The following is an 18,754-nucleotide window of genomic DNA, read 5'->3' as shown; positions in this document are numbered from 1 at the left end:
ACATTTGCGTGACGATTCGACTCGGATTGCAGATTCCCAACTTTTCGTATGGCACATCGGTCCCCGAGCTGTTTCCCGCCGTCAAGGCACAGGCCGAGGAGGCGGAGGCCGCCGGCTTCGACACCGTCCTGGTGATGGACCACTTCTATCAGTTGCCCGGGCTGGGCGAACCCGACGAGCCCATGCTGGAGGCCTACACCGCCCTGGCCGCCTTGGCGACGGCCACCGAGCGGGTCCAGCTGTCCACCCTGGTCACCGGCAACACCTATCGGAACCCGACTCTGCTCGCCAAGACGGTGACGACGTTGGACGTGGTCAGCGCCGGGCGTGCCATTCTCGGCATCGGGGCGGGTTGGTTCGAATTGGAGCACCGGCAGCTGGGCTTCGAGTTCGACACCTTCACCGAGCGGTTCGAAAAGCTCGAAGAGGCGCTGCAGATCATCGTCCCGATGTTGCACGGTGAGCGGCCCACCTTCGCCGGCAAGTGGTACCGCACCGAGAACGCGATCAATGAGCCCCGGTACCGGGACCACATTCCGATCATGCTCGGCGGCAGCGGTGAGAAGAAGACGTTCCGTCTGGCCGCCCGGTACGCCGACCACCTCAACCTCATCGCCGACATTGCCGAGCTCCCCGCCAAGTTGAACGTACTCCGGCAGCGCTGCGCCGAAATCGACCGTGACCCGGAAACTTTGGAGACCAGCTGCTTGCTGACAGTCGTCGTCGACGGTTACGACGCGCCGAAAGACATCGACGAGGCGCGCGGTGGCCGGGCGCTCAGCGGGACCGTTGATCAGGTAGCCGACGAGATCAAACGCCGTGTGCTCGACATCGGCATCGACGGGGTGATCATCAATCTTCCGACGCACCGCTACACGCCCGGGGTAATCACCGAGGTAGGCGACGCGCTCAGGCCGCTCGTCGGCGCATAGCGCGCCCGGAACTCAGCGCACGGTGTGGCACTGATGGTGCGGCTTCTCAGCCGTTGTGGACCTCGGACAAGTCTGTACGCCGCCGATGACTTGTCGCTGGGCAAATTGTGCGCATTCTCACCGGCACGACCGCCCTTCGGCAGAGTTTCTAAGAGTAGTATGAGAAATACTGCTCAACACCTCATCATCGACCGACAGCGGCCCGGTAATCCGCTGCGTGCAGAAGTCCGTCACGCCCTCCGCGGGCGTCGACTCTGCCCGGTATTGGGGAAGCGAGTGAAAAATCCAAAGCTTCAGGCTCGTTGCGAGTATCTGGGTTCGTCGTTGAGAACGAGGGGAGTGTAGTGGAGGTGACCCGTGATCGGGCGGCCCAGCAGAGGCGCGCACGCCATCGCGAGATCTTGAACCGAATCGTTCGGGAAACCGAGCCACCGACGGACAGCCTGCCGCGGATAACGGATCAAGGGCGCAAAGAACGCGACGACTCGTACTACGGCTTGGTCGTCGAGGTGCTCGATCTGGCGGGCAACATCGGTGCCATCCTGATGGCATCGGGGACACCGGCCACCGCCACGATGGACCAGGTCACGGCCATCACGACCGCCTACGGCATCGACCGTTGCGAGGTCGATGTCATCAACACGACGATCCACGTCGCCGCATTTCTGGGTCCGACGTCGCCGCCGGCCAGCACCCTGCACATCGTGCAATCCCGGTCGCTGGATTTCAGCCGACTGGCGGCCGTCGACCGTCTGATCGCTCGTATCCGCGCCGGCCACGTGTCGCCGTCGAAAGCCCGCGACGAGCTGGACGCCATCATCACCGCGCCGCATCCGTACAAGCGGTGGATCGCCACCCTTGCCTGGGGTGCGCTGGCCTTTGCGACGGCGGGAACGCTGGGCGCCGGTCTGTTGGCCTGCCTGGTCAGCGCGCTGAGCGCCATGACGATCGACCGGGTCAACCGGATACTGAACAGGCAAGGACTGCCGTTCTTCTTTCAGTACGCGGTTGGCGGCGCGATCGCGACCGCGCCTCCGTTGGTGCTGTACTGGCTGAGCCCCAGACTGGGGCTGCAATTCGAGCCGACGGTGGCGATCGCCGCCGGCCTCGTCGTGCTTCTTGCCGGGCTTTCGCTGGTGGGCTCGGTTGGCGACGTCATCACGGGCGCGCCGGTGACGGCTGCGGCCCGCTTCTTCGAGTTGGTCATGATGACCGCCGCGACGATCGCCGGTGTGGCGTTGGTACTGCATCTCGCCAACCGCTTCGGCGCGCCGTTCGTCGCCATCAGCGCGGAGGCGCCACCCGCCTTGGCGGAGTGGCCCGCGCGTGTCGCATTCGGCGCGGCGAGCGCTGTGGCCTACGCCGTGGCCTGCTATGCCGAACGTTCCGCAGCGATGGCCGCGGCATTCGGCGGCGCAGCAGGTACCGTCGTGTTCCTTCTGGCCCAGGGCGCGGGTCTGGGTGCCGTAGTGGCATCGTTCGCCGCGGCGGTGCCGATCGGCCTCGTAGGCCGGCTGATGGAGCGTCGCAATCTCGCACCGCCGCTGGTCGTGTCGATCGCCGGCATCGTCCCCCTGCTGCCGGGACTGGCACTGCTGCATGGCATCTACGCGATTCTCAACGATCAGCACGCCGTCGGATTCGCATCGGTGTTGGGCGCAATGGCGATCGGTACCGCGCTCGCGGCCGGCGTCTCATTGGGCGAATGGAGCTCGTGGAAAGTTCGGCGGCGCCGACTTGCGGCCCGCCGCCGCAGCCGCAGCCGCAGGACACGGGTCGCCGGACCCGCCGCGCTCAGCTCTGCTGACTAAAACGGGTGTCACCCGGGGATGTGGTGATGTGGACTTCCGACGTCAGGGTTTGGTGAACGGGGCAACGTTCGGCGATCTGCATCAGCCGTTGCCGTTGTGTGTCGTCGAGTTCGCCCGTCAACTCGATGACGCGATCAATCTGATTGACCCATCCCTTGGTCGTCTCGCAATCGGCGCAGTCGTCGGCGTGAATGCGCGAGTGTCGCAACGTCACTCGAATCCGCTCGAGAGGCCAGCCCTTGCGGTCTGCGTACATCCGCACCGTCATGGAGGTACATGCTCCGAGCGCGGAAAGTAGCAGATCGTAGGGTGTTGGCCCGGCATCGTCGCCAATCGGCGATGGCTCATCGGCGATCAGCTGGTGGTACCCGGCGGTGATCTGCTGCGTGTACGGCCCCGGGCCCGTCTCGGTAACGGTCACGGTGCCCTCGGGCGTTGCGTCATCGCCAGGCTCGTGTGTTGTCATGCACGTCTCCTTCGCGGTTTGAATGGCGACACCCGATCGATCGTCTCGTGTCTGCGCGTCAAAGACTGCCATCACATCAATACCTCCCAATCGGCTGCGTCGGCTTCTACGGTTGTGGCAGCTCTGAGCGTTGACGGAGGTCCCATGACAACAGCAGAGGCGATGGAAGCGCATCGTGCAACACCCGACGAGCGCTCCCAGGTCGTCGCCGCATTGTGCAGCGCCTTCTTCGATGACCGGATTTACCGGTGGGTGGTTCCCGACGATGCCCAGCGGCGCCGCAGCACAACCTTCTTCTATTCGCGCGTCGTCGATGCATGCTGGCCGCACGGCGGGGTGTACGCGGCGGGCGATGGAGCCGGCGCGGCGCTGTGGGTTCCGCCCGGCAAGCAGCTGGTTGCCGACGAAGAGGGTGAGACCTTCGGTCGTGAACTGGTGGAGAGTGCCGGAGACGACGCCTCTTCTGCGCGGATGGCGCAACTCTCCCAAATGATCGGCGACAACCACCCGGTGGACGCCTGCTGGTATCTGGCATTCATGGGGGTGGACCCGTCAGCGCAGGGCCGCGGTATCGGTACCCGGTTGCTGGCGGCGGTGCTCACCCAGGCTGATCGTGACCAGGCATCGGCATATCTCGAGGCGTCGTGCCCAGAGAATCGGCGGCTATACGAGCGCCATGGTTTTCAAACGACGCGTGAGCTGACGGTGGCGGATTCCCCGACCATCTACGCCATGTGGCGACCTGCAACGAATCTTCGGTAGCCGACGAAAACCCTTGGAGCTGGCGGCTTCCAGTAATACTGCCGGTGCGCCGGACCGAGTGACGATTCGATACCAGTTCACCAAGATGATGATGAGGAGCCGTTGTGCCCGTGCTCTCAGCGATCGGAGACAGCCCATGACCGACCCAGCCGATCTCGAGTCGTTTCTGGCCGGAGCCCAGGTCGATCCCGCGGTGTTCGAGCTGCGGCCCGACTACCGCGCCCTGCTTCTGGCCGTCGGCGGATTCGTGCCCGGACCGAGCGACCAGGCCGGCGAGGCGCTGCTGCAGAAAGCCGAATCCTCAGTACAGGAAGCTCTTCGCGAATCTCCAGTGGATCAGTTGCCGCATATTGCGGCGTGGCGGGAGGCCTATCGGGCATTCGGCGCCAAACCGCAACGCACCCGCAACAGCGTGGAATCCCTGATGCGCCGCGCCGAGGCGGGCCTGCCACGGGTCAACCGGCTCACGGACGTCTACAACGCAATCTCCGTATTGCATCGGCTGCCGGTGGGTGGGGAAGATCTGTCCCGGTACATGGGCGCGCCGCAGCTCATTCGGGCCACGGGTACCGAACCTTTCGACACGACCGCCGACGGCGCTGCGGTGATCGAGCACCCTGACCCCGGCGAGGTGGTGTGGAGTGATGACGCCGGGGTGACCTGCCGGCGCTGGAATTGGCGCCAGGCCCGGCGCACCCAGCTGCGTGACGACACCACAGCCGCGCTGTTCATCATGGACGTTCTCGACCCGATGACCGATGCGGAGTTACATGCGGCTGTCGAGGACCTGAGCGCTCATCTGCGTCGGTTGGGTCCCGACGTGCGCATCGCCCGGCGCCGGCTGTCGGCCAACGCGGTTCCGGCGCCGGCGGACTGAGATCCCGCCCTCGCCCGCATACCCCGAGAAGGCCTCACCGAGATTTGCTGGCGTCGGGCCTCCTCGAGCTCCCGGCGCGCTCGCGCGAAGGATTTCTGATGTCAGGAGGCGCGGCGGATGCCCCGCTTGAGCAGCATCTCGCGCTCGGACTCGGACAGGCCGCCCCAGATGCCGTAGGGCTCGCCGACGGCCAATGCATGCGAACGGCATTGAGTGATCACCGGGCAACTCCGGCACATCTCCTTGGCGCGCAACTCGCGCTGCGAACGGGCCCGACCGCGCTCGCCGTCGGGGTGGAAGAACACGGAAGAGTCGACGCCTCGACAAAGGCCGTGCATCTGCCAATCCCAGATATCGGCGTTCGGTCCTGGTAGCTGCTGCGGCTGTGGCACTGGAAAACCCCTCTCTACACACCCTTTTCGGACACGCGGGAGTGCGTGAGTTGTGGAACCGATCCGAGCACAAGTCGCCGATGACTACTCGTGCACACAAACTAGGGGGGCTCGGGAAAATCCGTCAATAGCCGAACATGTGCTCAACCACATAACCGCAGGCGGAGAATTTACATCACGTTCATCGGTGCGACCCGCCGGCAACGCGATCGGTGGTAACGAGCAGGTCAACGCCGACTGACGCCTCTGGGTTTTGGCTGTTGGCACCAAACGGTGTCGCGTCGGTCGGTTTCGGTACCTTCCGGCCGGTTGACATCGAATTAACATCGCCACCATCAGCTGTTAACCGATGTGAATTTTGCGGGGCGCCACACGTGGGACCGCCGGTCGCGGGTATTTGCTCGGCCCATTGATAGCGTCGCGACAAATGACCGCCATCGACCCGGATCCGTATTCTCGCCGCATCCGCACCCTGCCCGACACCGCTGTCGCCGTGCTGCGCAACGCCGCGTTCGGTGATAATCCGGGACTCTGGCCGCTACCCGCCGCGACCACGCCCGAGGAGCTGTGGCTGCGCGCCGTCGTCGCCGGCGGGCAGGGGCGATACAGCAGTGCGGAGGCCGACCTCGCCGGTGTGCGGCGCCTCCTTCACGGCGGACCACTGGTTTCGCTGGCGACGAGCACGGGCGCCTCGTTCCTGCGCCAGCTGGGCCGGCACGCCGAGGCCCGCGGCCGGGACGGCCGAGCGTGGGCGCTCGCGGACGGGGATGTCGAAGCTGGGGTCGATGCGCTCATCGGCCTGGCCGCCGATGCGCTCGGCATCGGCCGCTTCGCGGCGTCGGCGGCCGCGCTCGGGCGCGCCCGCGACCTGCTCACCGACGACGCGCCGCCCCGCCTGGTTGTGCGCCTGGCTTGGGTGTCGGCGGAACTGGCGATGGCGCGCGGCGAGGGCGCAACCGCGGTCCGAACCGCCGAGCGCGCCGTCGAACTGGCCGCGGCACTCGGCTCTTCCCGGCACGACCTGAAGTCGAATGTCGTGTTGGCCGCGGCGCTGTGCAGCGCGGGCGATGTCGAGTCGTCCCGCCATCTGGCCGATGCTGCGCTGCAGGCCGCGGCGCGGCTGGGAATCGTCCCGCTGCGCTGGGCGTTAGCCTGCCTGCTGAACGACATCGGAAGTGCGCTCTCGCCCGGCGAAGTCGTCACGATCCGCGACGAGTCCGCCGATATCGTGCGGCGACGCGGCGGCGTGTGGCGTGTGGCGTGAGCCGGTCCGGCTCATTTCGACCGTTATCGTTTAGCTGAGCAACCCTGCCGGGATAAGTCCCATTCGTAACGCTGGAGAGACTGCCCACGATGACATTTTCGGGAGAACATCTCGATGCTGTCGTTGCTGAAGCCGTGGCGGGAAATCGGGACGCGCTCCGAGAGGTGCTGGAGACCATTCGTCCGATCGTGGTGCGGTACTGCCGAGCCAGAGTAGGGACGACTGAGCGGAGCGGTCTGTCGGCAGATGACGTTGCACAGGAGGTTTGCTTGGCTGCCATCACGGCGCTGCCGCGCTACAAAGATCAGGGGCGTCCGTTCCTGGCCTTTGTGTACGGTATCGCCGCGCACAAGGTTGCTGACGCGCACCGCGCAGCAGGCCGGAACCGCGCCGAGCCGATGGATGTCGTGCCGGAGCGATTCTCGGGCGACGCGGGGCCGGAACAGATGGCGCTCGATTCCGAATCGTCGGCGCGGATGGCCAAACTCCTGCAGGTCCTGCCGGAGAAGCAGCGCGAGATCCTGATCCTGCGCGTGGTCGTCGGCATGAGTGCCGAGGAGACGGCCGAGGCGGTCGGCAGCACGCCCGGTGCGGTCCGGGTCGCGCAGCACCGTGCGCTGGCGCGGCTGAAGGCAGAAATCATCGCGACGGGGCACAACCATGCCTGACTTCGGACGCTGGAATTCCAACGGCGGTGACCCGTCGCTCAATGAGATCAACCGCGCGGACCGGTTCATCGACGCGCTCGCGTCGCAGCAGCCGGTGTACTCCACCGATCCCGGCGAGGCCGAACTCGCACAGCTGCTGGCCGGATGGCGTGACGAGATTCGCACTCCGCCGCTGATGGCTCCCGGCACGCCGCGTGACGCGTCGGTGGCGCTGCGGCGTGCGGTGGAGTCGCGGAAGCGCAGCCGGACGTCGTTCGCGGTCGTCGGATCCGTCGCAGCGGCGGTGCTCTGCCTGGGCGGCTTCGGCGCCCTTGTCGCCGGTGCGGGACCGGGTGACCCGCTCTACGGCGTGCACACCATGTTGTTCGGCGAGCAGCCGCAGACACGGCAGGACGCGGTGATGCTGGCCTCCCAGCAGATCGCCGAAGTTCAGCAGCTGATCGACCAGGGTCAGTGGCAGGCCGCCCAGGACAAGCTGCAGACGCTCACCACCACGGTGGCGACCGTCAACGATGTCGAACAGAAAGAGCAACTGGTCACCCAGTGGCAAGAGCTGACGGTCAAGGTGGACAGCCAGGACGCGAGCGCCACCCTGCCGCCCGGCGCGCCGGCGCCGACCTTCCCGGATCTGCCCGCGGTGGTCGCTCCGGAGACGACCACCTCGGAGAGCAGCACGCCGCCGTCTGAGACGACAACGTCGCCGTCCGAGACGACGTCGCCCACTTCGCCGACGACCCCGACGTCGTCGACGGGGACGTCTTCAACGTCTTCAACGTCTCCAACCGAACCGTCGACTACGACGTCACCGTCGGCTGGGACATCACCGACTTCGCCGACGGCCGCGACGACCACGACGGCTGCCCAGGAACCGGCGCCTGCGACCACGACCCCGGGGACGACCACGAGCGCGGCACCGGCGACCAGCGCGACGACGACCACGGCAGCCGCTCCACCGCAGACGGCTACGACCACCACGACGGTGGTGGGGGCGCCCGCGGCGGGTGCGCCGGCCGGTGGCGGGCCCATTGCGAACAGTCCGGAAGAGGTGGCTCCTGCGGCTCCGCCCGCAACTGCCGTCCCATCTGCGCAGGCACCCCGGCAGGCGGTCACGCCACCGCAGGAGCCGGCAGCGGCGCAGGCCCCTGCCATCGAAAAATCGCGCTCACGCGCCCCGGAAAGCCCGCCGTCGCAAGGCTCGGTGACAGTGAACGTGCCGGCCACGACAACGATCGTCGTTCCGCCGCCCAACGCGGGCGGGACCGGCTGACGGCCGGGGGGAGAAGTTCAGCCCTCAGCGATATCCGTCGGACTCCGACGTCGCCTCGTTGAGTGAGGCGTCGGCGTAGCCGCGGCAGTAATCCCAGGTCACGTAGGCATCCGGCTCGGGATCGTAGGCCGGCTCGTGCGGGCGTACGGTGCCGTCTACGAGCAGCTGCAGCAGGTTCGCGCGCAGCATGTCCCAGTCGTGATAGTGGTCCTGCTGGCATTCGTCACAGCACACCACCAAGCCGCGAATACCCTTATGCGCCAACAGCGCTTCGTACACCGCCAGATCGGCCAGATCAGCCTCGACCGCCGTCCGTTCCTGCGGGTCCAGCGGCTGGCCCGGCTCGATGGCGTCGAGAGCCGCGGAAGGATCGCACGGGTCATCCGCGAACGGATCAGGCGGCAAACCCGGTGGGAGGTGATCGCGCACGACTCCACATTACGCAGCAGTGCTGGTATCGCGCCAGCCGTTGAGCGGCGTGCCAGCAGCGTATCCAGCGCGCAGCGTGGGACTGAGACTGCGAGGTCGATGCCGATAAGATTAGGTATCTAGCTCTGCGACTGCGCTTGACCGCGTCTGGTTACGGAAGGCCCCACCCATGTCGATCGCTGAAAGCGACATTCCCATCGCCGTTCCGGTTCTCACCGGCGGCGATGACCCGACCAAGATCGCGATGCTGGGTCTCACCTTCGACGACGTGTTGTTGCTGCCCGCCGCGTCCGATGTGGTGCCCGCCACAGCGGATACCTCCAGCCAGCTCACCAAGCGGATCCGGCTGAAGGTGCCGTTGGTCAGCTCGGCGATGGACACCGTGACCGAAGCCCGGATGGCGATCGCGATGGCGCGCGCAGGCGGCATGGGCGTGCTGCACCGCAATCTGCCGGTGGCCGAACAGGCCGGTCAGGTCGAGACGGTCAAGCGGTCGGAAGCCGGCATGGTCACCGATCCCGTCACCTGCTCGCCGGACAACACCCTCGCCGAGGTCGACGCGATGTGCGCGCGGTTCCGCATCTCCGGCTTGCCCGTCGTGGACGACACCGGCTCGTTGGTCGGCATCATCACCAACCGCGATATGCGCTTCGAGGTCGACCAGTCCAAGCCGGTTTCCGAGGTGATGACCAAGGCGCCGCTGATCACCGCCAAGGAGGGTGTCTCCGCCGAGGCGGCACTCGGGCTGTTGCGCCGCCACAAGATCGAGAAGTTGCCGATCGTCGACGGGCACGGCACGTTGACCGGGCTGATCACCGTCAAGGATTTCGTCAAAACCGAACAGTTCCCGCTGTCCACCAAGGACATCGACGGCCGACTGCTGGTCGGCGCGGCGGTCGGTGTCGGCGACGACGCGTGGACTCGGGCCATGACACTCGTCGACGCCGGTGTGGACGTGCTCATCATCGACACGGCGCACGCACACAACCGTGGCGTGCTGGACATGGTGCACCGGGTCAAAATGGCGGTCAGCGACCGTGTCGACGTGATCGGCGGAAACGTCGCTACCCGCGCGGCCGCGGCGGCTCTGGTCGACGCCGGGGCCGATGCGGTGAAAGTCGGCGTCGGTCCGGGCTCGATCTGCACCACCCGCGTGGTCGCCGGCGTCGGCGCACCGCAGATCACCGCAATCCTGGAGGCCGTCGCCGCCTGCGCGCCGAAGGGCATTCCGGTCATCGCCGACGGCGGCCTGCAGTACTCCGGCGACATCGCCAAAGCGCTTGCCGCCGGGGCGTCGACGGCCATGCTGGGCTCGCTGCTGGCCGGTACGGCCGAATCGCCGGGCGACCTGATCTTCGTCAACGGCAAGCAGTTCAAGAGCTACCGCGGCATGGGGTCGCTGGGTGCGATGCAGGGCCGCGCCGGAGGGAAGTCGTACTCGAAGGATCGCTACTTCCAGGACGACGCGCTGTCGGAAGACAAGCTGGTGCCGGAGGGTATCGAGGGGCGGGTGCCGTTCCGCGGACCGCTGTCGACGGTCATCCATCAGCTGACCGGCGGACTGCGCGCGGCCATGGGATACACCGGCGCGAGCACCATCGAGCAGTTGCAGCAGGCGCAGTTCGTCCAGATCACGGCGGCGGGGCTCAAGGAGAGCCATCCGCACGACATCACGATGACCGTCGAAGCGCCGAACTACTACAGCCACTAGGAAGGCTGGAGATCTCATGCGTGACATGGTCGAGATCGGCATGGGCAGGACGGCCCGCCGCACTTATGAACTCGATGACATCAACATCGTGCCGTCGCGTCGTACCCGGTCCTCCCAGGACGTGTCGACCTCCTGGCAGATGGATGCCTACCGCTTCGAGATCCCGGTGGTGTCCCACCCGACTGACGCCTTGGTCTCGCCGGAGTTCGCCATCGAACTGGGCCGTCTCGGCGGGCTCGGAGTGCTCAATGGCGAAGGGCTGATCGGCAGGCACGCCGACGTTGCAGACAAGATCACCCAGGTCATCGAGGCTGCGGAGAAAGAGCCGGAACCCTCGACGGCGATCCGACTGTTGCAGCAACTGCATTCGGCGCCGCTGGATCCCGATCTACTGGGTGCAGCGGTGGCGCGCATCCGCGACGCGGGGGTGACCACGGCCGTCCGCGTCAGTCCGCAGAACGCCCAGGCGCTGACACCGTCTCTGGTGGCGGCGGGGATCGACCTGCTGGTCATCCAGGGCACCATCATCTCGGCCGAACGTGTCGCGAAGGATCATGACGGGGTCGGCGAACCTCTGAACCTCAAGACGTTCATCTCCGAACTCGACGTCCCGGTGGTGGCCGGTGGCGTGCTCGACCATCGCACCGCGCTGCACCTGATGCGCACCGGCGCCGCCGGCGTCATCGTCGGTTACGGCTCCACCAGCGGTGTGACCACAAGCGATGAGGTGCTGGGCATCAGCGTCCCGATGGCCACTGCGATCGCGGACGCTGCCGCCGCGCGCCGCGAGTATCTCGATGAGACCGGCGGCCGATACGTGCACGTGCTCGCCGACGGCGATATCCACAGTTCCGGAGATCTGGCCAAGGCGATCGCGTGCGGGGCCGACGCGGTGGTGTTGGGTACTCCGCTGGCCACGTCGGCAGAGGCAATGGGCGACGGCTGGTTCTGGCCCGCCGCGGCGGCGCACCCGTCGTTGCCGCGGGGCGCGCTGCTGCAGGTCGCGATCGGTGAGCGTCCGTCGTTGAAGCAGGTGTTGACGGGTCCGTCCGATGACCCGTTCGGTTCGCTGAACCTGGTAGGCGGCCTGCGCCGGTCGATGGCCAAAGCCGGCTACTGCGATCTCAAGGAATTCCAGAAGGTCGGTCTGACCGTCTCGGTCTGATTCCGGACTTCTCTGGCCGGCTGAAGCGTTGACGACAGAGGCGGCGTGATCGCGCCGCCGTCAGCCTCCGACGAACAGGGAGATCCGCACGATGGATTACACGCGGCTAGGGTCCTCCGGCCTCAAAGTCAGCCGAATCACATTGGGGTGCATGAGCTTTGGCGCGCCGACCGAGGTGACTCCGTGGACGTTGAACGATGAGGGCGCCGAGCCGATCTTCCGCCGGGCCGTCGAGTCCGGCATCACGTTCTGGGACACCGCCAACGTCTACGGAGCCGGCACGTCCGAAGAGATCGTCGGTCGCGCGATCCGGAAATACACCAAGCGCGACGACGTCGTGCTGGCCACCAAGGTGTTTGCGCCAATGCATGCCGGCCCGGGTGGTGGCGGTCTGTCCCGCAAAGCCATCCTGGAGCAGGTCGATGCCTCGCTGCGACGGCTGGACACCGACTACGTCGACCTCTACCAGATCCACCGGTTCGATCCGGAGGTACCGGTCGAGGAAACGATGGAAGCGCTGCACGACATCGTGAAGTCGGGGAAGGCGCGCTACATCGGTGCCTCATCGATGTGGGCGTGGCAGTTCGCCACCATGCAGTATGTCGCCGCAAGCAACGGCTGGACCCCGTTCATCTCCATGCAGAACCAGTACAGCCTCATCTACCGGGAAGAAGAGCGCGAGATGTTCGGTCTGCTGGCCGCGCTGGGCGTCGGCAGCATCCCGTGGAGTCCGCTCGCCGGCGGCCGGGTCGCCCGTCCCTGGGGTGAGCGGACGACCCACCGGGGAGAGACCAGCCGCGACACCGACTGGGTCGGCAATCCGCTGTTTCTCGACACCGATAAGAAGATCGTCGACTCGGTCGAACGCATCGCGAACGCGCGCGATGTGTCGATGGCGCAGATCGGCATGGCCTGGGTGTTGACGAACCCGCAGGTCGACTCGCCGATCGTCGGTCCGACCAAACCCCATCACCTGACTGACGCGGTCGCGGCGCTGGACATCGAGCTCACCGCCGACGAGATCGGCGAGTTGGAGCGGCCGTACCTGCCCCGCACCCCGACATTCTTCTGACCGAGGGCTCGCCACCCAGCCATCGGATTTAGGCTCACCTATCTAGCAAGTTACCGACCAGTAAGGTGATACTGAGTCGATGGAACCTGACTATGACGTCCTGATCATCGGTTCTGGCTTCGGCGGCAGCGTAAGCGCCCTGCGGCTAACCGAGAAGGGCTACCGAGTCGGGGTGCTCGAGGCGGGCAGGCGGTTCGCCGACGACGAGTTCGCCAAGACCTCGTGGAACCTGCGCAGGTTCCTGTGGGCGCCGCAGTTCGGAATGTATGGCATCCAGCGCATCCATCTGCTCCGCAACGTGATGATCCTGGCGGGTGCCGGCGTCGGCGGCGGATCGCTCAACTATGCCAACACGCTGTACGTGCCGCCGGAGCCGTTCTTCAACGACCCGCAGTGGAAGAACATCACCGACTGGCGCTCCGAGCTGATGCCGCACTACGACCAGGCGCAGCGGATGCTGGGGGTCGTCACCAATCCGACGTTCACCGACGCCGACCGGATCATGAAGGAAGTCGCCGACGACATGGGCGTCGGCGACACCTTCGTCCCCACGCCGGTCGGCGTGTTTTTCGGGTCCGGCGGCGAGAAGGAAGCCGGTAAGACGGTGCCGGACCCCTATTTCGGTGGTGCCGGGCCCGCGCGGACCGGCTGTATCGAATGCGGCTCCTGTATGACGGGGTGCCGCTACGGCGCCAAGAACACGTTGGTGAAGAACTACCTTGGGCTGGCGGAATCGGCTGGCGCACAAGTGCATCCGCTCACCATGGTGAACGGCTTCGAACAGCGTGCCGACGGCATATGGGAAGTGCGCACGGCGCGCACCGGTAGCAAGCTGCGCAGGCGGCGGCGCACGTTCACCGCGCGTTACGTCGTCCTGGCTGCGGGTACCTACGGCACTCAGAAGTTGATGTTCAAGATGCGCGATGCGGGCAAGCTGCCGAAGCTGTCCGACAAACTCGGCGTGCTGACCCGGACCAACTCGGAGTCCATCGTCGGTGCGGGCCGTCTGCAGGTGCGCGACGACCTCGATCTGACCCATGGGGTGGCGATCACGTCCTCGATCCACCCGACCAGCGACACCCACGTCGAACCGGTTCGCTACGGCAAGGGCTCGAACGCAATGGGACTGTTGCAGACCCTGATGACGGATGGCGCGGGACCTCAGGGCACCGACGTGCCACGCTGGAAGCAGCTGTTCCAGAACGCGGAAGCCGACCCCAAGGGCACGCTGCGGCTGCTCAATCCGCGGCGGTGGAGTGAGCGGACGGTGATCGCGCTGGTCATGCAGCACCTGGACAACTCGATCACCACCTTCACGCGGAGGACGAGATTCGGCTTCCGCATGTTGGACAGCAGGCAGGGCCACGGCGAGCCGAACCCCACGTGGATACCTGCGGGCAACGAGGTCACCCGGCGCATTGCCGAGAAGATCGACGGCGTCGCCGGCGGCACGTGGGGCGAGCTGTTCAACATCCCGCTCACCGCGCACTTCCTCGGCGGCGCCGCTATCGGCGACAGCCCGCAGACCGGCGTGATCGATCCCTATCAGCGGGTGTACGGCTATTCGACGCTGTCGGTGATGGACGGCGCGGCGGTCTCGGCGAATCTGGGCGTGAATCCGTCGCTTTCGATCACCGCACAGGCCGAGCGCGCGGCCGCGCTGTGGCCCAACAAGGGTGAGGTCGATCAGCGGCCGGAGCAAGGCCAGCCCTATAAGCGCCTTTCCCCGATCGCGCCGAAGCATCCGGTGGTTCCCGAGGATGCGCCCGCGGCGCTGCGCCGGTTGCCGATCGAACCGGTCACCTCGGCGGGTTAGACGTTTACATTCCTCATTTGTGGGTACGTACTGTGCGCCCGGGACCGACCGATCCCTGGCAACTGGAGGCTGGCGCCATGCGAACCGCGTATCACGATCAGTTATCAGCGCAGTGCGCACAGCTGGGTGAGATGTGCGGCCTGGCGGCCGACGCAATGGAACATGCCACTCAGGCGTTACTCGGCGCGGATCTGTCCTTGGCCGAACAGGTCATCGCCGACCATGAGCACATTGGGCAGTATCACCGTCGGGCCGAGGCCACCGCGATCAGACTGCTCGCATTACAACAACCCGTGGCAGGGGACCTGAGGAAAGTGATCGGCTCGATCCACATCAGCTCGGATCTCGAGCGGATGGGAGCCTTGGCGGTGCATGTCGCGAGGATTTCCCGACTCAGGCATCCCGAGTGTGCATTGCCCGATGACGTCCGCGCCAGCTTCGCGGCAATGGGCTCCGGGGCAGTGCAATTAGCCAGAACTGCGCGGGAAGTCCTGCTCACCGGCGACCCCGACAAGGCGGGGCGCCTGCGCGCCGAAGACGACGCGGTGGATGCCGAGCACCGGCATCTGTTCACGCTGCTGATCGATCACAAATGGCGGGATGGGGTGTGCTCGGCGGTGGACGTCGCCCTGCTGGGGCGCTACTACGAACGCTTCGCCGACCATGCGGTGGAGATCGGACGACGGGTGATCTTCGAGGTGACCGGCGGCCTGCCCGATCAGAAGCAACTGGCCTGACGTACGCACGACCAGCCGTCGGGGTCGGCATCGCACACGAGTTGCTGCGCGCCGGCAGCGTCGTCGAGGTCGATGGTGCCATGTGGCCCGGTGTGCTCATGTTGAGCGTCCTCAGGTGGGGCGACGGCGGACGGGCTCGCGACCGGGGGGCTGCTGTGGCGGTGGTAGCGGCGCATTGCGTTTCTTGATCGCGACCGTCGACGGGTCTTTGGAGCTGAGCTCCAGGTCCTTTCCGGCATGGCGGATCGTCAGGCAGGCGTCTGGTCCGTCCCGCAGGCTGTAGGTCACGTCGGCATGGGTCACATCGACCTTCAGCCGGAAGTCCCGCCAGCGCAACCGGAATCGAAGCCGCGAAATGCCTTCGGGCAGCTGCGGATCGAGCGACAGCACGCCCTCGTCATCACGAAGGCCGCCGAACCCGGCGACCAGTGCTGTCCAGGCTCCCGCCAGCGACGCCATGTGCAGGCCGTCGCGGGTGTTGTGGTGGAGGTCGCGCAGGTCGATCATGGCGGCCTCGTACGTGTAGTCATGGGCCAGTTCCAGGTGGCCGACCTCCGCGCACATCACGGCCTGCGTGCACGCGGACAGCGATGAATCGCGGGTGGTGCGCCTTTCGTAGTAGTCGACGTTGTGGGCTTTTTGTTCCGGGGTGAACGCATGGCTCTGCCAGTGCATTGCCAGCACGAGGTCGGCCTGTTTGAGCACCTGCGCCGGGTACAGGCGCACATAGGGCTCATTCAGCAACAGCGGGTAGGTGGTGTTGGCGGAGAAGTTCCATTCGGCAAGCGTGGTGAAGCCCTCGCACTGTGGATGTACACCGAGTTCGATATCGAAAGGGATGTGTGCGGCGTCGGCTGCGTCGCGCCACGCGGCGGCTTCCTCCGTCGTGATACCCATCGCGTACGCCGCATCGGCGAGCCGTGCACAGGCGTCCGCGGCGGCGCGCAGATTATTGGCCGCCATCATGTTGGTGAAGACGTTGTCCCGAACGATTCCGGTGTACTCGTCGGGGCCGGTGACGCCGTCGATGTGCCATACGCCGTGCCGATCGTGGTGCCCGAGCGAGAGCCACAGCCGGGCAGTCTCGACGAGCACCGCCAGGCCGCACTCATCCTCCAACGAGTTGTCGCCGGTCACGATCCGGTACCGCTCGAACGCCATCGCAATGTCGGCGTTGATGTGCCATGCGGCGGTGCCGGCCGGCCAATAGGCCGAGCACTCCTCACCGCGGATCGTGCGCCACGGGTAGGCCGCGCCGTCGAGATCGAGCTGGGCGGCCCGTTCCTTGGCGATGTCGAGGATCGACGCCCGCCACCGAAGCGCATCCGCCGCCGCCCGAGGCGTCGTGTAGGTCAGCACCGGCAGCACGAAACCCTCGGTGTCCCAGAACGCGTGGCCGTCATAGCCGGTACCGGTCAGACCCTTGCCTGCGATCGCGCGGCGTTCGGCGCGCGCGCTGGCCTGCAGTACGTGAAACAGACCGAACCGTACCGCCTGCTGGCAATCGGGATCGCCTTCGACCTCCACGTCGGCGCTGTCCCAGAAGTCGTCCAGATATGCGCGCTGGCCCTCGAGAAGTCCGTCCCATCCGGTGTAGCGGGCGCCGCTGAGGGCGGCCGCCACCTGATCACGCAGGGCCGGTCGCGAGCGCAGGCTGGACCAACCGTAGGCAAGGTACTTGATGATCCGCAGACGTTGTCCCGGGCGCAAACCGCAGATGACGGTCGTGCGCGCCCAGTCGTCCCCGGATTCGGTGGTGACCTCCACGCGTCCGGGAACCTCGACGTCGTGGTCCATCGCCGCAGCCATCATCAACTTGCTGGCTCGGGTCCGATGCACGAGAAGCGCGCCGCGGTCGGTGTTTTCGTGCTGAATCGCTTTCAGCGGGTTCTTCAGCGCGGCGGCGACCCGGGGATCGGGCGACATCGACGGCTGGTCCTCGTTCGCGACCAGCTCGGATTGCACAGTGGCGCGGACGAATTCGTCGATCGCCTCGACTATGTACTCGATGGCGGCGACGCCGCGCTGATTCAGCGATACCAGCCGGGTCGACACCACCTTGACCTGCTTGGCCGCCGGGGATCGCCACTGGACGGTGCGCGTCAGCGTTCCGGCGCGCATATCCAGAACCCGCTCGTGCTCCAGTAGTTCGCCGTAGCGCACGTCGAACGGTTCATCGTCGACGAGCAGGCGCAGTAGCTTGCCGTTGGTGACGTCGACGATGGTCTGCCCGTCCTCGGGATAGCCGTAGCCGGCTTCGGCGTAGGGCAGCGGGCGGGTCTCGTAGAAGGAGTTGAGATAAGTACCGGGAAGGCCGTGCGGCTCACCCTCGTCGAGATTCCCGCGCATGCCGATGTGCCCGTTCGACAGTGCGAACAGTGACTCGGATTGCGCCAGAAGGTCGAGATCGAGCGAGGTTTCGCGGACGTGCCAGGGTTCGACGGGAAAGCTGTCGTCGGTGATCATTTGGCCAACAACTCCGCGAGGTCGGTCACCACGATGTCGGCGCCGTTGCGGCGCAGCGCCTCTGCGTGACCGACGCGGTCGACGCCGACGACGACGCCGAAATGTCCGGCTCGGCCCGCCATCACGCCCGAGATGGCGTCCTCGAACACGGCCGCCGCGGGAGGCTCGACCCCGACCAGCTCGGCGGCCCGCAGGAAGGAGTCGGGAGCGGGCTTGCCGGCAATGTTCTCGTCACGCATCACCACACCGTCCACTCGGTGTTGGACGAACTTGTCGAGTCCGGTCAGTTCGAGCACCTCCTTGGTGTTCGCGCTGGAGGAGACCACCGCGACGCCAAGGCCGGCGTCGTGGGTCGCCTGAAGGTAGCGCCGCGAGCCGTCGAACACCTTGACCCCGTCACGGTGCAGGGTCTGTACGAAAGCTTCGTTCTTGCGGTTGCCGAGTCCGTACACCGTCTCGGTGTCGGGGCCGTCGCCCGGGTCGCCCTCCGGCAGTCTGATGTCACGACTGGCGAGGAACGAGCGGACACCGTCCTCGCGCCTCTTGCCGTCGACGTAGTCGAGGTAGTCTGCGTCGACGTCGAACCCTACGAAATCCTCGCCCGACCGGTCGGCCCTGCGGCGCAGGAAGTCGTCGAACATGGCCTTCCACGCCTTCTTGTGCACGCTCGCCGTATCCGTCAGGACCCCATCGAGGTCGAACAGAACGGCGCGGGTCTGATCCGGCAGGCCAAGCACGACGACACCTCCGCTTCGCATCACTGGAGCACTCGGTTGGTTCTACTCCACCATGCCCCTTATGGATCGTGGGCATACTTGGGCGCCGACGGCGAGGCGTGATCGAGATAACCGCATAGCGCAGTATGCAGCAAACCGGTGTTCTATATTGAGCTCGCCCGGCACCGGGGCTCGCAACCTGG

At 66.2% G+C, this 18,754-nt stretch carries 17 protein-coding genes; 12 read left to right on the top strand and 5 right to left on the bottom strand.

Annotation, left to right across the window (positions count from 1 at the left end; translation table 11 throughout):
- The first annotated feature begins 8 nt into the window (after nucleotides 1-8).
- Both ACVWWN_RS34810 and ACVWWN_RS34805 read left to right on the top strand, forming a co-directional pair.
- Complete coding sequence (locus ACVWWN_RS34810) at nucleotides 9-932, top strand: LLM class F420-dependent oxidoreductase (RefSeq protein WP_457147907.1); 924 nt, start codon at nucleotides 9-11, stop codon at nucleotides 930-932.
- A 401-nt stretch (nucleotides 933-1,333) separates the two neighbouring features.
- The gene (locus ACVWWN_RS34805; protein ID WP_457147906.1) at nucleotides 1,334-2,743 is read left to right on the top strand and encodes a threonine/serine ThrE exporter family protein; all 1,410 of its coding nucleotides are present in this window, start codon (nucleotides 1,334-1,336) and stop codon (nucleotides 2,741-2,743) included.
- Here the strand turns inward: ACVWWN_RS34805 and ACVWWN_RS34800 are convergent.
- A complete protein-coding gene (locus ACVWWN_RS34800) occupies nucleotides 2,727-3,209 on the bottom strand; it encodes an OsmC family protein (RefSeq protein WP_457147905.1) in 483 nt (160 codons plus the stop codon). The two genes, ACVWWN_RS34805 and ACVWWN_RS34800, sit on opposite strands and share 17 nt — an antisense overlap.
- Nucleotides 3,210-3,353: 144 nt before the next feature.
- Here ACVWWN_RS34800 and ACVWWN_RS34795 point away from each other — a divergent pair, with 144 nt between their 5' ends.
- Nucleotides 3,354-3,971, top strand: a complete 618-nt coding sequence (locus ACVWWN_RS34795; protein ID WP_457147904.1) for a GNAT family N-acetyltransferase — start codon at nucleotides 3,354-3,356, stop codon at nucleotides 3,969-3,971.
- Between the two features lie 136 nt (nucleotides 3,972-4,107).
- Nucleotides 4,108-4,848 (top strand): B3/B4 domain-containing protein, encoded by a 741-nt coding sequence (locus ACVWWN_RS34790; protein WP_457147903.1) that lies wholly within the window; start codon nucleotides 4,108-4,110, stop codon nucleotides 4,846-4,848.
- Nucleotides 4,849-4,949: 101 nt separating this feature from the next.
- Here the strand turns inward: ACVWWN_RS34790 and ACVWWN_RS34785 are convergent, their stop codons facing one another.
- On the bottom strand, nucleotides 4,950-5,240 hold the full coding sequence (locus tag ACVWWN_RS34785) for a WhiB family transcriptional regulator (RefSeq protein ID WP_457147902.1): 291 nt from the start codon (nucleotides 5,238-5,240) through the stop codon (nucleotides 4,950-4,952).
- A 427-nt stretch (nucleotides 5,241-5,667) separates the two neighbouring features.
- Here ACVWWN_RS34785 and ACVWWN_RS34780 point away from each other — a divergent pair, with 427 nt between their 5' ends.
- The 3 genes from ACVWWN_RS34780 (at nucleotide 5,668) to ACVWWN_RS34770 (ending at nucleotide 8,439) form a co-directional block, all read left to right on the top strand.
- The gene (locus ACVWWN_RS34780) at nucleotides 5,668-6,504 is read left to right on the top strand and encodes a hypothetical protein (RefSeq protein ID WP_457147901.1); all 837 of its coding nucleotides are present in this window, start codon (nucleotides 5,668-5,670) and stop codon (nucleotides 6,502-6,504) included.
- An 89-nt stretch (nucleotides 6,505-6,593) separates the two neighbouring features.
- The gene (locus ACVWWN_RS34775) at nucleotides 6,594-7,172 is read left to right on the top strand and encodes a sigma-70 family RNA polymerase sigma factor (RefSeq protein WP_457147900.1); all 579 of its coding nucleotides are present in this window, start codon (nucleotides 6,594-6,596) and stop codon (nucleotides 7,170-7,172) included.
- Entirely contained in the window at nucleotides 7,165-8,439 is a 1,275-nt protein-coding gene (locus ACVWWN_RS34770) for an anti-sigma-D factor RsdA (RefSeq protein ID WP_457147899.1), read from the top strand. Before ACVWWN_RS34775 ends, ACVWWN_RS34770 begins: the two co-directional genes overlap by 8 nt.
- 24 nt (nucleotides 8,440-8,463) lie before the next feature.
- Here ACVWWN_RS34770 and ACVWWN_RS34765 read toward each other — a convergent pair whose 3' ends face one another.
- Nucleotides 8,464-8,868, bottom strand: coding sequence for a DUF5319 domain-containing protein (locus ACVWWN_RS34765; protein WP_071026514.1), 405 nt, complete (start codon nucleotides 8,866-8,868; stop codon nucleotides 8,464-8,466).
- Between the two features lie 169 nt (nucleotides 8,869-9,037).
- Here ACVWWN_RS34765 and guaB point away from each other — a divergent pair, with 169 nt between their 5' ends.
- The 5 genes from guaB (at nucleotide 9,038) to phoU (ending at nucleotide 15,369) form a co-directional block, all read left to right on the top strand.
- Entirely contained in the window at nucleotides 9,038-10,579 is a 1,542-nt protein-coding gene (guaB, locus tag ACVWWN_RS34760) for an IMP dehydrogenase (RefSeq protein WP_457147898.1), read from the top strand.
- 25 nt (nucleotides 10,580-10,604) lie between these two features.
- Nucleotides 10,605-11,744, top strand: coding sequence for a GuaB3 family IMP dehydrogenase-related protein (locus tag ACVWWN_RS34755; RefSeq protein ID WP_457149396.1), 1,140 nt, complete (start codon nucleotides 10,605-10,607; stop codon nucleotides 11,742-11,744).
- Between the two features lie 91 nt (nucleotides 11,745-11,835).
- Entirely contained in the window at nucleotides 11,836-12,816 is a 981-nt protein-coding gene (locus ACVWWN_RS34750) for an aldo/keto reductase (protein WP_457147897.1), read from the top strand.
- Nucleotides 12,817-12,895: 79 nt separating this feature from the next.
- On the top strand, nucleotides 12,896-14,632 hold the full coding sequence (locus ACVWWN_RS34745; protein ID WP_457147896.1) for a GMC oxidoreductase: 1,737 nt from the start codon (nucleotides 12,896-12,898) through the stop codon (nucleotides 14,630-14,632).
- 77 nt (nucleotides 14,633-14,709) lie between these two features.
- Nucleotides 14,710-15,369, top strand: coding sequence for a phosphate signaling complex protein PhoU (gene phoU, locus ACVWWN_RS34740; protein WP_457147895.1), 660 nt, complete (start codon nucleotides 14,710-14,712; stop codon nucleotides 15,367-15,369).
- Between the two features lie 111 nt (nucleotides 15,370-15,480).
- Here phoU and ACVWWN_RS34735 read toward each other — a convergent pair whose 3' ends face one another.
- On the bottom strand, nucleotides 15,481-17,835 hold the full coding sequence (locus ACVWWN_RS34735; RefSeq protein WP_457147894.1) for a glycoside hydrolase family 65 protein: 2,355 nt from the start codon (nucleotides 17,833-17,835) through the stop codon (nucleotides 15,481-15,483).
- Nucleotides 17,832-18,593, bottom strand: coding sequence for a beta-phosphoglucomutase family hydrolase (locus ACVWWN_RS34730; protein WP_457149395.1), 762 nt, complete (start codon nucleotides 18,591-18,593; stop codon nucleotides 17,832-17,834). Before ACVWWN_RS34730 ends, ACVWWN_RS34735 begins: the two co-directional genes overlap by 4 nt.
- Nucleotides 18,594-18,754: the final 161 nt, after the last annotated feature.

The organism is Mycobacterium sp. URHB0021, assembly GCF_054057895.1.
This window is presented reverse-complemented; position numbering and strand designations above follow the sequence as displayed.

Bases quoted from the DNA above. Each gene is read 5' to 3' on its own strand.
- ACVWWN_RS34800 (WP_457147905.1), bottom strand. From the start codon at position 3,209: ATGACAACACACGAGCCTGGCGATGACGCAACGCCCGAGGGCACCGTG.
- ACVWWN_RS34795 (WP_457147904.1), top strand. From the start codon at position 3,354: ATGACAACAGCAGAGGCGATGGAAGCGCATCGTGCAACACCCGACGAG.
- ACVWWN_RS34790 (WP_457147903.1), top strand. From the start codon at position 4,108: ATGACCGACCCAGCCGATCTCGAGTCGTTTCTGGCCGGAGCCCAGGTC.
- ACVWWN_RS34780 (WP_457147901.1), top strand. From the start codon at position 5,668: ATGACCGCCATCGACCCGGATCCGTATTCTCGCCGCATCCGCACCCTG.
- ACVWWN_RS34775 (WP_457147900.1), top strand. From the start codon at position 6,594: ATGACATTTTCGGGAGAACATCTCGATGCTGTCGTTGCTGAAGCCGTG.
- ACVWWN_RS34770 (WP_457147899.1), top strand. From the start codon at position 7,165: ATGCCTGACTTCGGACGCTGGAATTCCAACGGCGGTGACCCGTCGCTC.
- guaB (WP_457147898.1), top strand. From the start codon at position 9,038: ATGTCGATCGCTGAAAGCGACATTCCCATCGCCGTTCCGGTTCTCACC.
- ACVWWN_RS34755 (WP_457149396.1), top strand. From the start codon at position 10,605: ATGGTCGAGATCGGCATGGGCAGGACGGCCCGCCGCACTTATGAACTC.
- ACVWWN_RS34750 (WP_457147897.1), top strand. From the start codon at position 11,836: ATGGATTACACGCGGCTAGGGTCCTCCGGCCTCAAAGTCAGCCGAATC.
- ACVWWN_RS34745 (WP_457147896.1), top strand. From the start codon at position 12,896: ATGGAACCTGACTATGACGTCCTGATCATCGGTTCTGGCTTCGGCGGC.
- phoU (WP_457147895.1), top strand. From the start codon at position 14,710: ATGCGAACCGCGTATCACGATCAGTTATCAGCGCAGTGCGCACAGCTG.
- ACVWWN_RS34735 (WP_457147894.1), bottom strand. From the start codon at position 17,835: ATGATCACCGACGACAGCTTTCCCGTCGAACCCTGGCACGTCCGCGAA.
- ACVWWN_RS34730 (WP_457149395.1), bottom strand. From the start codon at position 18,593: ATGCGAAGCGGAGGTGTCGTCGTGCTTGGCCTGCCGGATCAGACCCGC.